Below are 12,030 nucleotides of genomic sequence, written 5' to 3'. Positions count from 1 at the left end.
GGCGGCGGCGGCGCTGGCGCAGGCGGCGGCGCACGCGGCCGACTTGCCCACCGGCGGCGTGGTCACCGCCGGCCAGGCCAGCATCGCTCAGCAGGGGAAGGTGATGACCATCAACCAGGCGGGCGCCAGGGCGGCGATCGACTGGAACAGCTTCTCCATCGGCAAGGACAACACCGTGCAGTTCGTGCAGCCGTCGGCCAGCGCGGTGGCGTTGAACCGCGTGCTGGGCAGCGACGTGTCGCAGATCCAGGGGGCGCTCAAGGCCAACGGCCAGGTGTTCCTGCTCAACCCCAACGGCGTGCTGTTCTCGCCCACCGCGCAGGTCGACGTGGGCGGCCTGCTGGCCTCCACGCTGGCGATGAGCAATCAGGATTTCATGAGCGGTAACTACCGCTTGCAGGGCGACAGCGCCAACGCCGTCATCAATCAGGGCAATATCCGCGCCGCGCAAGGCGGCACGGTGGCGCTGGTGGCGGCCAAAATCCTCAACAGCGGCGAGATCAGTGCCGAACGCGGCAACGCCTTGCTGGGCGCCGGCAGCGACGTGCGGCTGGACCTGGGCGGCCCGGTCAAGTTGCAGGTCCAGCGCGCCGCGCTGGATGCGCTGATCGAGAACAGCGGCGCGGTGCGCGCCGACGGCGGCATGGTGCTGATGAGCGCGCGCGCGGCCGGTGATCTGATCAGCACCGTCATCAACAACAGCGGCGTGGTGCAGGCGCGCACGCTGGCCACCGGCGAGCAGGGCCAGATTCTGCTGCTGGGCGATATGCACAATGGCCGCGTGGACGTGGCCGGCACGCTGGACGCCAGCGCCGCGCACGGCGGCAACGGCGGCTTCATCGAAACCTCGGCCGCCGAGGTGGCCACCGCGCGCGCCTTGCGCGTGGACGCCGGCGCGGCGCACGGCCAGGGCGGCCAGTGGCTGATCGACCCCTATGACTACACCATCAACGCCACCGCGGCCGCCAATATCAACAGCGCGCTGAATACCGGCACCAGCGTGACGGTCACCACGCAAAGCAACAACGCCGCCTACGGCGCCACCGCCAGCGGCAATGGCGACATCACGGTCGCCAGCGCCATCGACAAGAGCGCCGGCGGCGACGCCACCCTGACCCTGCGCGCCGACCGCGGCATCACGGTCAACAGCAACATCGGCGCCACGGCGGGCAAGCTGGGCATCACGCTCAGCGCCGCCAACGCGGCCGGCGCCACCGTGGGTGGCATCGACGTCAATGCCAACCTCACTTCCAACGGCGGCAATATCCTGATCGGCGGCGCCAATGGCGCCGTCACCAACGGCATCGGCTACGCGCTCAACTACAGTGGCAGCGCGGCGGCCGTGACCATCGAGGGCAACCGCAGCATCCTGTCGCAGGGCGGCAATATCGTCATCAACGGCAAGTCGTCGGTGGGCGCCAACAACGGCAGCCTGTCGGGCGACACCGGCGGCGTCTTTATCAAGTCCGGCGCGACCGTGTTGTCGGGCACCGGCAACCTGTTTGTCACCGGCGTCAGCACCGGCGGCATCAAGACCTTCGGTGTGGCGTTCGAGGGCAACTCCGGCACCGTGACCACGGTGGGCAGCGACACCGGCGGTGGCGGCACCTTGCTCAACGCGGTCAACTCCACCGCCGGCTACACCGCCGCCCAGAAGGACGAGGGGGCGATGGGGCTGGTGTCGTACGGCAGCCGCGCGCGCGTGGTGTTCAAGGGACCCTCGGTGGCCAGCTGGCTGGTGTTCGTCAATGGCGCGCCGCAGCTGTCGGCCTACACCCAGTCGCCGCAGCTGGCGACCGAGTGCGTCTCGCCCTTCCCCAATTGCGGCACGCTGGTGATTCCGGGGTCGAACAACAGCTATCTGTACGCGACCTACCAGGCGGTCAGCATGTCGACCCTGCCGATCTATGTGATCCAGAGCGGCGCTGGCAGCAAGACCTATGACGGCAGCAACGTCGCCACCGGGCTGAGCTTCACCACGCTGGGCGGGCCGGGCGGTTTCGCCGTGTCGTCGCTGACGCCGTCGGTGGCCTACACCACGGCCAGCAAGAACGCCGGCAGCTATGCCAGCCTGACGCCGGACGCCGCCAACCCAGGCAGCTATGTCAACGGCGGCACCACCTATGCGGTGGGCTATTTCAATACGGGCAGCTATACCATCACGCCCAAGACCCTGACGCCGGTCGCGTCCGGCAAGGTGTACGACGGCACCACCACGGCGGCGGTCACGGCCAGTGGCGTGGTGGCGGGCGACAGTCTCACGCTGAGCGGCAGCGGCGCGTTCGGCAGCAAGAACGTCGGCAGCTATACGGTCAGCATCAGCGGCATCAGCCTGGGCGGCGCGGATGCCGGCAACTACACTTTGTCCGGCACCAGCGCCACGGCCAGCGCCAGCATCACGCCGCGCACCGTGACCCTGAACGCGGCCAAGACCTATGACGGCACGGCCGATTTGAGCGGCGTGGTCACGCTGGGCAATCTGGTGGCCGGCGAGAGCCTGGGCTACAGCGGCGCTACCGCCAACAGCGCGCACGTGGGCGCGGCCGGCTATGTCAACGCCATCGCGCTGGCCGACGGCAGCGGTGGCCTGGCGGCCAACTATGCCTTGCCCAGCCTGTCGTCGGCTGGCGCCGGCAATGCGGCGGCGGTGACGCCGAAGGCGCTGACGATCACCGGTCTGTCGGCCGGCGACAAGACGTATGACGGCGGCACCTCGGCCACGCTGAGCGGCGCTACGCTGAGCGGTCTGGTTGGCGCGGAGACCTTGGGCCTGTCCGGTCTGGCGGGAACGTTCGCGGACAAAAATGTCGGCGCCGGCAAGGCGGTAACGGTGACCGGCGCGGTGCTGTCGAATGGCAGCGGGCTGGCGTCGGATTACAGTGTCGGCAATCCGGCTGGCGTGACGGCGTCGATTACCCCGCGCGCGGCCAGTGTGTCCGGCATCACCGCGGCGGACAAGGTGTATGACGGCGGCACGACGGCGCAGGTCAATAGCGGTGCGGCGGTGATTGCCAATCTGGTGAGCGGCGATCAGGTGGTCGTCAGCGCCACCGGCGCGTTTGCCGACGCCAACGCGGCCAGCGGCAAGCAGGTGACCCTGGGCAGCAGCTACACCGGCGCGGATGCGGGCAATTATGTCTTCACCGATCAGGCGACGGCGACGGCCAGCATCACGCCCAAGCTGCTGACGATTGTCGGCATGACGGCGGCTGACAAGACATATGATGGCAATACCGCGGCGGTCCTGAGTGGCGGTTCGTTGAGTGGTCTGGTGGGTTCGGAGACCTTGAGTTTCTCGGGGCAGAGTGGTGCGTTCGCGGATCGTCATGCCGGCAATGGCAAGGCGGTGAACGTCAGCGGCATTGTGCTGGCCGATGGTACCGGGTTGGCTTCGAATTACCAGGTGGCGGCGCCGACTGGCATTGTGGCGTCGATACTGCCGATGGGCCTGACGGTGAGCGGCACGACCGCGGCGGACAAGACGGAGGATGGCAGCACGGTGGCGACCTTGACGCATGGTGGCGCAGTTAGCGGCGAGGTCAGCGGCGACGATGTGCATCTCGATGCAAGCGGCGCGTCAGCGCACTTTGCGCAGGCGACGGCGGGGACGGCGGTCACGGTGAACGTGAGCGGTCTGGTGCTGAGCGGTACGGACGCAGGGAATTACAGCATTGCCGGTACGGCGACGACCAGTGCGAATATCCTGCCAACGCCAACGCCAACGCCAACGCCAACGCCAACGCCAACGCCAACGCCGACGCCAACGCCAACGCCGACGCCGACGCCGACGCCAACGCCAACGCCAACGCCAACGCCAACGCCGACGCCAACGCCAACGCCAACGCCGACGCCAACGCCAACGCCAGTGCCGACGCCAACGCCAGCACCGACGCCAACGCCAGCACCGACGCCAGCACCAACGCCTGCGCCGACGCCAGCACCGACACCAGCACCGACACCAGCACCAACGCCAGTGCCAGTGCCAGTGCCAGTGCCAGTGCCAGTGCCAGTGCCAGTGCCAGTGCCAGTGCCGACGCCGGCACCAACGCCAGTGCCGACGCCAGCGCCTGAGCCGACGCCAGCACCAACGCCTGTGCCGACGCCAGCACCAACGCCTGTGCCGACGCCAGCACCGACGCCAACGCCAACGCCAACGCCAACGCCAACGCCAGCACCAATACCTGTCGTGCAAGTCCCGGCGGCTGCGTTGCCGGCGGCGGTGTCGGTGCAGGCGGCGACTCCTATCGTGCAAGGGGGCGTGACGCCCGCGTTGCCGTCGCTGAGCGTGGGTGGTCTTAACTACACGGCCGTGGGTGAGGGCGCCGATACCTCGCGCTCCGCCAGCAGCGATCGCCTGCCGGCCACGCAGGGCCTGACCGCCGGCCGCGACGTCAAGTTCCTGAGCGTGTTCGTCGTCTCCGGCGGGATTCAAATGCCACCGGCGGCCATCCCGGACATCAGCACAGCATCCGTCGCGACAACGGACAAGAAGTAACGCTACAATTGATGCCTATCAGACAGCGTTGAAAGCCGACATGAAACCAGCTTTGACTTTTCTGACCACCGCCTCCCTCCTCGGCATCGGCAGCCCGGTGCTGGCGCAACAGCGGCCCGATGCCGGGCAGCTATTGCAGGAAAACGGCCCGCGCGCGCTGCGCGAGCCCGCTCCCTCGGCCCCGCTGCCGCTCACCACGCCAACGCCACCACCACAGGTGGCGCCCGGCGGCGTGACGGTCACGCTGAAACAGATCACCATCACCGGCAACACCCTGATCGCCCAGGATGAACTGCTGCGCGCGCTGGGGCCGGTGCAGGGCAAAACCTACGACTTCGCCGGCCTGAGCGCGCTGGCCGACCGCATTTCCAACTACTACCGCGCCGCCGGCTATCCGTTCGCGCGCGCCTACCTGCCGCAGCAGGATTTGCAGCAAGGTGGCTTGCGCATCGAGATACTGGAAGGGCGCTACGGCCAGATCACCGCCCACGGCGACGCCGAGTTGAGCGCGCCCGGTCAGCGCTTCCTGTCGCCGCTCAAGCCGGGCAGCGTGATTGAAAGCCACGCGCTGGAGCGCGTGACCCTGATCCTGGACGACCAGCCCGGCATCAAGAGCATCCCCGTGGTCCGCCCCGGCCGCGACGTCGGCACCGGCGACCTGGCGGTCGAAGTGCGGCGCGACCACCGCTACGCCGGCGAGATCGGCATCGACAACGATGGCAACCGCTACACCGGCCGCAACCGCGTGCACGTCAACCTCGACGTCGACAGCCCGCTCACGCTGGGCGACCAGCTGGTGGTGCAAGGCATGTACACCGACGAGCAAATGTGGTTCGGCGCGCTGAGTTACGCGCTGCCGCTGAACGCCTACGGCTTGCGCGGCAAGGTCGGCTACACCCATTCCTACTACGCGCTGGCCGACAGCTTTGCCGCGCTGGACGCCACCGGCACCGCCGACGTCGGCAGCGCCGGCCTCAGTTACCCGCTGGTGCGCTCGCAGCGCTACAACCTCACCCTGTCCGGCACACTGGAGCACAAGCGCCTGCACGACCGCCAGGGCGCCACCGACAGCCGCAGCGACAAATCCAGCAACAGCCTGCCGCTGGCGCTCAACTTCGACCTGCGCGACAACCTGCTGCGCGGCGGCGTGACCTACGGCGCCCTCAGCTGGACACCGGGCCGCCTGCAACTCGACGCCGGCCTGGCGCCGGCCGACGCGCTCACCGCCCGCACCGCCGGCCAGTTCTCGAAATGGAACCTCGACCTGGCGCGCATCCAGTCGCTCACCGCCGGCGTCGACCTGTACGGGCGCGTCTCGGCCCAATGGGCCAGCAAGAACCTGGACTCGTCGCAAAAATTCGGTTTGGGGGGACGGAACGGCGTGCGCGCCTATCCGGGCGGCGAGGGCTATGGCGACAGTGGCGCACTGGCGCAGGTCGAGCTGCGCTATGCCGCCGGCGCCTTCATGCCGTATCTGTTCTTCGATGCCGGCCGCGTCACCGTCAACCGCGAACCGTGGACGACCGACGCCAACCGCCGCTCGCTGGCCGGCGCCGGGGCCGGGCTGCGCTATGCCAACCGCGCGATCAGCGCCTCGCTGCTGCTGGCGTGGCGCACCCATGGCGGCGCGCCGCGCTCGGAGCCGCACGAACGCCAGCCCATGCTCTGGGCCAACGCGGCGTACCAGTTCTGAATCGGCTAACGCAGGTCGGCCGCGCGCCGCTTGTCCGGTTCGCTCAACACGCGGGCGATCACCGGCAGCGGCACCCCGGCGTCCGCCAGGAATTCGGCCGCGGCCTCGCGGCCTTTTTCTTGCGCCATGGCGATGCCGGCGTTGACCGCGACCGCTTTCACGCGGTCGGGGCGGGTGCGTCGTTCGATCATGATGATACCTCCTGTCTGACTCAGGACAGTATCATAAAAGCACTACGATGCGGCGGCCGCGCAGAGTTGTTCGCGCTTGTCCAGGGCGATGCGGACCGCGGCCAGGATGCGTTCCAGGTTGGCGGGCTTGATGATGTGTTCGTCGAAGCCGGTGTCGATCACCCGCTGCCGGGTCACAATGTCGCCCCAGGCGGTGAAGGCGATCAGGGCGACGTGGTCGAAATCGGGCACGGCGCGCAGGGCGGCCGCCACCTGGTAGCCATCCATGCGCGGCATGCCCAGGTCGAGCAGCACCGCGTCCGGCCGGAAGGCGCGGGTGGTTTCCAGTCCGGCCAGGCCGTCATAGGCCACGGCGGTGTGATAGCCGTGCAGTTCCAGCAGTTCGGCCGAGATGTCGGCCGCTTCGGTGTTGTCGTCGACAACGAGAATACGTTTGGTGGTCTGGTCCATAATAGTGAACGAATAAGTAACGTGACGTTCGGCTGGGTCCAGGCCGGAAGAAGGGACGCGGCAGGGGAGGGGCGCGCGTGACAGGAGCGGTATGGCTTTCCTAAGGACAATTATAGATGGATTTCCGTGGATTGCTTGAAGAAATCCGCGGTTGTCTCCAAATTGCCTCTAGACACTAATGAAAGGGAGTGAAGATGACAAGCACCACCGAGAAGGCCATCCTGGCCGGCGGCTGTTTCTGGGGCATGCAGGATTTGATCCGCAAGATGCCGGGCGTGCTCGGCACCCGGGTCGGCTACAGCGGCGGCGACGTGCCCAACGCCACCTACCGCAACCACGGCACCCACGCCGAGGCGATTGAAATCATTTACGATCCGGCAACGCTCAGCTACCGCAAGATCCTGGAGTTTTTCTTCCAGATCCATGATCCGAGCACCCCCAACCGCCAGGGCAACGACATCGGCGCCAGCTACCGTTCGGCGATTTTTTATACCAACGAGCAACAGAAAGCGACGGCCGAGGACACCATCGCCGACGTCGACGCGTCCGGCCTGTGGCCCGGCAAAGTGGCGACCGAACTGGCGCCGGCCGGCCCGTTTTGGCAGGCCGAAGCGGAACATCAGGACTATCTGGAGCGCATTCCCAACGGCTACACCTGCCATTACGTGCGTCCGGACTGGGTCTTGCCCAAGCGTTAAAAGGCTTTAAAAACAGCGGCTTACGGCGCGGAAGGTATTCCGAAGGTAAGTTTGGCGCGGCACGCCTACAGTGGGGGCCATGTTTCATCCCCTCACCTCAGGAATGCCATGAACCAATTATTTGCCGCCGTCTACGAAATCTCCAGCGCCGCCATCGGCCGTCCCACTTTGCGCCTGAACCTGGTGGTCGACCGCGCCAACGCCAGCGTGGTCGGCGCCGCCACCTTGCACACCGTCACCGGCGAAACGCATGAAATGCCGGTGCGCGGCCAGCACATGGAAATCGAGGGCGAGGAGCCGCTGGAAGCCATCGTGCTGGCCGGCACGCCGCCGGTGTTTGCCGTGCTGGACGAGGAACCGTCGTCGTTCCAGATGCTGCTGGTGCTGCCGACCGCGTGGAAGGAAGGCCAGGCCTGTTACAAGATGAGCCTGGGCAAACTGTATCCGCGCGTGATCGACGTGCGCGACGGCAAGGCGCGCGCGGTGCTGCCCGAGGTGGCCTACTAGCGCCTCGGACTCTGCGGTACACTGGCGCCATGGAAATCAACGACTCATGGCGCGGCTGGATCGCCGAAAATCTGATTCTTGGCGGCAACCCTGACGGCCTGGTGGGCGTCATGGTCCAGTCCGGCATCGCCGAGCCGAGCGCGCGCGCGGAGATGGCGGCGGCGCTGCGCAGCCCCTATCTGCGCGGCGTGGCCCGCTTGTCCAACCGGGTCGCCAAGCGCGATTGGGTGCTGGGCATCCAGTCGCGCCTGAACCGGCTGGCGCCGCCGGCGGTGCCGCGCCGGGCGCGCCTGTCCGGAGACGAATTCCTGGAGCTGTACTACCGCCGCAACCAGCCGGTGATCATCACCGGCATGCTGGACGACTGCGCGGCGCGCGACAAATGGAGCTTCGACTACCTGGCCGCGCAGCTGGGCGAGCGCGAAGTGGAAGTGCAGTTCGGCCGCGATGCCGATCCCGATTACGAAATCAACAGCGTCAGCCACAAGCGCCGCATGCCGTTCGGCGACTACGTGGCCATGGTGCGCGGCGCCGGCGTCACCAACGATTTCTACATGACGGCCAATAACGATGCCCATAACAAGGTCGCGCTGGCCGGCCTGATGGGCGACCTGCCGCCGCTGACCGAGTACCTGCAAGCGGGCAGCAGCGGCTTTTTCTGGTTTGGCCCGGCCGGCACCATCACGCCGTTCCATCACGACCTGACCAACAACTTCATGATCCAGATCGCCGGCCGCAAGCGCGTGCGCCTGATCGCGCCGTGCGACACGCCCAAGGTCTACAACACGCGCCACTGCTTCTCGCCGGTGGACGGCCGCGAGATCGACCTGCGGCGCTATCCCCTGATGGCGGACGTGCCGGTGATCGACTGCGTGCTGGCGCCGGGCGAGATCCTGTTCCTGCCGGTGGGCTGGTGGCACTTCGTCGAGGCGCTGGACGTGACCATCACCATCTCCACCACCCACTTCAAGTGGGACAACGACTTTTACACCTGGTATCCATCCCAGCGCGATTTCTAGGCCCGCCATGCCACTGCACTATCTGCGCACCTACGCCACGCCGCATCGCAGCGACATCGGCAACCGCCGCCTCGGGCGCTCGCTGGCCTTCGTGGCCGGCGCGGTCAACGCGGGCGGATTCTTCGCGGTGGGGCAGTACACCTCGCACATGTCGGGCATCGTGTCGGCGCTGGCCGACAATCTGGCGCTGGGGAATATGTCGCTGCTGCTGGCCGGACTGGCGTCGCTGGCGGCCTTCTTCTGCGGCGCCGCCACCTCGGCGGTGCTGATCAACTGGGGCCGGCGGCGCGAGGCGCACAGCCGCTACGCGCTGCCTTTGCTGCTGGAGGCGGCGCTGCTGCTGGCGTTTGGCCTGCTGGGGGTGCGGATGGCGGAACATGGCCACATCGGCGCCATCGTGGCGCTGCTGTGCTTTGTCATGGGCCTGCAAAACGCCATCGTCACCAAGGCTTCGCGCGCCGAGATCCGCACCACCCACGTCACCGGGCTGGTGACCGACATCGGCATTGAACTCGGCAAGCTGTGTTACTGGAACCGCGATCCGGCCGCCGCCCGCGTGACGGCGGACCTGCCGCGGCTTGCGCTGCTGGCGTCCCTGCTGGCGATGTTCTTCATCGGCGGCGTGGCCGGCGCGGTCGGCTTCATGTATCTGGGCTTTGCCGCCTGCGTGCCGCTGGCGCTGGCCTTGCTGCTGCTGGCGATCGTGCCGCTGGCGGACGACTTGCGCGCTGCCCGCTAGCGGCGCGTCCCTGTCAGTAGGTGGTCAGCGCCGAAGGCTGGCCGGCCTTGAAGGTGAAGATGGTCACCGGCGACTGCTTCATGTCGCCCTTGGCGTCAAACGCGTAGGTGCCGGTCACGCCCTGGTACGAACCGGCGCTGATCACGGCTTGCACCTTCTGCGCGTCGATGGTGTTCGCCTTTTGCATGGCCTGGGCGTACATCATCACGGCGTCGTAATAGGCGGCCGCGTAGACGTCGGCGTCCTGCTTGAAGCGGGCCTTGAACTTGGCCTTGAAGGCCGGGCCGGCCGAGGCTTTTTCCAGGATGGCGCCGCCCTGCGAGCACAGGACGTTGTCGCCGACGGCGTCGCCACCCAGCTTGCCCATTTCGGCGGTGCAGATGGTGTCGCCGCCCAGCAGTTTGGCGTTGATGCCCAGCTGTTTCATCTGGCGCGCCATCGGCGCCGCCTGTGGCGCGTAGCCGCCGAAGAAGATGGCTTCCACCTTCTTGGTTTTCAGCTTGGTCAGGATGGCGGTGAAATCGAACGCCTTGTCGTTGGTGAATTCGTGGCCGGCCACGGTCATGCCGGCGGCCTTGGCCTGCTTCTTGAATTCTTCTGCCACGCCCTGGCCGAAGGCGGTGCGGTCGTCGATCACGGCGACGTTCTTCAGTTTCAGCTCATTGGCCGCGTACAGCGCCATCTTGGAGCCCAGTTGGGTGTCGCTGGCGTTGACGCGGAAGATGCCTTTGTAGCCTTGCTGCGTCAGTTTCGGATTGGTGGCCACGGTGGCGATCAGGGCGCCGGCGTCGTTGTAGGCGCGCGATGCGGGAATGGCCACGCCCGAGTTGTACGGGCCGACCACGTAGCGCACGCCGGCGTCGATCAGCTTCTGGGCAGCGGCCACGCCGGCCTTCGGGTCGCCCTGGTCGTCCTCCGACAGCAGTTCGAATTTCAGCTTCTTGCCGGCCACGGTGATCGGCTTGGCGTTGAGTTCTTCCACCGCCAGGCGCGCGCCGCTTTCATTGTCCTTGCCGGAGAAGGATTGGGAACCGGACAGCGGGCCGCTATGGCCGATCTTGACGACGGTGTCTTGCGCGTGGGCGCCGAAGGCGGTCATCAACGCGAGGACGGCGGTGGTGTGCTTCAATTTCATGCGATCTCCTGATTCTGCTGCGGTTTTTGATGGTGCGGTGATTATCGCCAAAAACACAAAATATTATCGTGCGAGTTGGGCCTTCAAACGGGTGGCGTTCAAAATTTAATTCGGTCCGCGCTGCTGGAGACGGGCCAGCGCGGCGTTGATGCGGTCGATGATGCCGTCGTCGCGATTGCGGGCGATGGCGAAAAACACGCCGGCATCGGTGGCCACCGGTTGGGGCAGCACGCTGTAGCCGGCGTTGGCGGCGGCGCCGATGTGGCGCAGGCGCGGCGCCATGTAGGCGTTGATTTCGGTTTCGACGTCGCGCGCGGTCTGGAGGCTGGGCTGGTAGAGCAGCACGGCGTCGACGCGCTTGAGCATCAGGCGCGTGAGGCGGGTGCCGCGCGAGGCGATGTCTTCGTCGGTGCGGAAAAGTTTGCTGGCGCGGGCGCGTTCGACTTGTTCGCCGTAGTGGTAGCCGCGCACGATGCCGATGGCTTTGCCGCGCAGGTCTTCGATGCGGTTGTATGTGAAGGTGGCGTCGCTGCGGGTGACGATCCACAGATTGTTGTAGGCGGCGACGTCGGAGTAGCGCAGAGCGTGCAGGCGGTCGGCGCTTTTGGGCAGGCCGAAGATCAGGCCCGCGCCGTCGATGGCGTAGCGTTCGGCGCGGGCCCAGGGGGACATATGGAGTTCGAAGGTGACGCCCAGTTCGCGTTCGAGGGCCTCCAGCAGTTTGCGTTTGATGGGGCTGAGGGGTTTGGGCTTGCCCTGTTCGTCCAGGGTGTCGCCGATGATCAGGTGCACGGTTTGCGGGCCGGCGATGGCGCGCGGTGCGGGCGCGCAGCATAGCAAGGCGGCGAGCAGGAAGCCCGTGAACCGGAGGCGCATCGTCGGCATGAAGGTCGGCATGCCTCCGATTATTGCAGAAAACAGCCGCCGGGACTACGCGGCCGCAGAGGCATCCCAGCAGCCCGGCTCGGCAGCGGGCAAGCAGCGAGCGGCGAGCGGCGAGCGGCAGGCGGCAGGCGGCAGGCGGCAGGCGGCAGGCGGCAGGCGGCAGGCGGCAAGCGGCAAGCGGCAAGCGGCAAGCGGCAAGCGGCAAGCGGCAAGCGGCA

Annotated in this window: 11 protein-coding genes; 7 read left to right on the top strand and 4 right to left on the bottom strand. The window is 67.1% G+C overall.

Features of this window, described 5'->3' with window-relative positions; genetic code table 11:
* On the top strand, positions 1–4,495 hold a 4,495-nt coding region (locus tag GM676_RS30395; RefSeq protein ID WP_155468304.1), incomplete at its 5' end, for a beta strand repeat-containing protein.
* A 40-nt stretch (positions 4,496–4,535) separates the two neighbouring features.
* Entirely contained in the window at positions 4,536–6,188 is a 1,653-nt protein-coding gene (locus tag GM676_RS30390; protein ID WP_155468303.1) for a ShlB/FhaC/HecB family hemolysin secretion/activation protein, read from the top strand.
* A gap of 5 nt (positions 6,189–6,193) precedes the next feature.
* On the opposite strand, the gene GM676_RS30385 is transcribed toward GM676_RS30390, so the two are convergent.
* On the bottom strand, positions 6,194–6,379 hold the full coding sequence (locus GM676_RS30385) for a hypothetical protein (protein ID WP_155468302.1): 186 nt from the start codon (positions 6,377–6,379) through the stop codon (positions 6,194–6,196).
* A gap of 42 nt (positions 6,380–6,421) precedes the next feature.
* Positions 6,422–6,829 (bottom strand): response regulator, encoded by a 408-nt coding sequence (locus GM676_RS30380; protein WP_155468301.1) that lies wholly within the window; start codon positions 6,827–6,829, stop codon positions 6,422–6,424.
* Between the two features lie 194 nt (positions 6,830–7,023).
* Between GM676_RS30380 and msrA the strand changes: the two genes are divergently transcribed.
* The 4 genes from msrA to GM676_RS30360 all read left to right on the top strand — a co-directional run bounded on the left by msrA (position 7,024) and on the right by GM676_RS30360 (position 9,792).
* Positions 7,024–7,527 carry a peptide-methionine (S)-S-oxide reductase MsrA gene (gene msrA, locus GM676_RS30375; RefSeq protein ID WP_155468300.1) on the top strand — a complete coding sequence of 168 codons (504 nt, stop codon included), beginning with the start codon at positions 7,024–7,026 and terminating at the stop codon, positions 7,525–7,527.
* A gap of 108 nt (positions 7,528–7,635) precedes the next feature.
* Positions 7,636–8,034, top strand: coding sequence for a DUF1842 domain-containing protein (locus GM676_RS30370; RefSeq protein ID WP_155468299.1), 399 nt, complete (start codon positions 7,636–7,638; stop codon positions 8,032–8,034).
* 29 nt (positions 8,035–8,063) lie between these two features.
* Positions 8,064–9,053, top strand: a complete 990-nt coding sequence (locus GM676_RS30365) for a cupin-like domain-containing protein (RefSeq protein ID WP_229262932.1) — start codon at positions 8,064–8,066, stop codon at positions 9,051–9,053.
* 7 nt (positions 9,054–9,060) lie between these two features.
* Positions 9,061–9,792, top strand: coding sequence for a YoaK family protein (locus GM676_RS30360; protein WP_155468298.1), 732 nt, complete (start codon positions 9,061–9,063; stop codon positions 9,790–9,792).
* A gap of 13 nt (positions 9,793–9,805) precedes the next feature.
* Here the strand turns inward: GM676_RS30360 and GM676_RS30355 are convergent, their stop codons facing one another.
* Complete coding sequence (locus GM676_RS30355; RefSeq protein WP_155468297.1) at positions 9,806–10,927, bottom strand: branched-chain amino acid ABC transporter substrate-binding protein; 1,122 nt, start codon at positions 10,925–10,927, stop codon at positions 9,806–9,808.
* Positions 10,928–11,032: 105 nt separating this feature from the next.
* Positions 11,033–11,824, bottom strand: coding sequence for a substrate-binding periplasmic protein (locus tag GM676_RS30350; protein ID WP_229262931.1), 792 nt, complete (start codon positions 11,822–11,824; stop codon positions 11,033–11,035).
* On the opposite strand from GM676_RS30350, the gene GM676_RS31910 reads away from it, so the two are divergent.
* The coding region (locus tag GM676_RS31910) for a hypothetical protein (RefSeq protein ID WP_308936707.1) at positions 11,811–12,030 on the top strand (220 nt) is incomplete at its 3' end. The genes GM676_RS30350 and GM676_RS31910 overlap by 14 nt on opposite strands.

The sequence above is a fragment of the Duganella radicis genome (assembly GCF_009720825.1).
Classification (GTDB): domain Bacteria; phylum Pseudomonadota; class Gammaproteobacteria; order Burkholderiales; family Burkholderiaceae_D; genus Rugamonas; species Rugamonas radicis.
The sequence above is the reverse complement of the archived record's forward strand: the minus strand, read 5'-3'. Positions and strand labels throughout refer to the sequence as shown.

Excerpts from the sequence above, each read along its gene's own strand:
- GM676_RS30390 (WP_155468303.1), top strand. The coding sequence starts at position 4,536 with ATGAAACCAGCTTTGACTTTTCTGACCACCGCCTCCCTCCTCGGCATC.
- GM676_RS30385 (WP_155468302.1), bottom strand. The coding sequence starts at position 6,379 with ATGATCGAACGACGCACCCGCCCCGACCGCGTGAAAGCGGTCGCGGTC.
- GM676_RS30380 (WP_155468301.1), bottom strand. The coding sequence starts at position 6,829 with ATGGACCAGACCACCAAACGTATTCTCGTTGTCGACGACAACACCGAA.
- msrA (WP_155468300.1), top strand. The coding sequence starts at position 7,024 with ATGACAAGCACCACCGAGAAGGCCATCCTGGCCGGCGGCTGTTTCTGG.
- GM676_RS30370 (WP_155468299.1), top strand. The coding sequence starts at position 7,636 with ATGAACCAATTATTTGCCGCCGTCTACGAAATCTCCAGCGCCGCCATC.
- GM676_RS30365 (WP_229262932.1), top strand. The coding sequence starts at position 8,064 with ATGGAAATCAACGACTCATGGCGCGGCTGGATCGCCGAAAATCTGATT.
- GM676_RS30360 (WP_155468298.1), top strand. The coding sequence starts at position 9,061 with ATGCCACTGCACTATCTGCGCACCTACGCCACGCCGCATCGCAGCGAC.
- GM676_RS30355 (WP_155468297.1), bottom strand. The coding sequence starts at position 10,927 with ATGAAATTGAAGCACACCACCGCCGTCCTCGCGTTGATGACCGCCTTC.
- GM676_RS30350 (WP_229262931.1), bottom strand. The coding sequence starts at position 11,824 with ATGCCGACCTTCATGCCGACGATGCGCCTCCGGTTCACGGGCTTCCTG.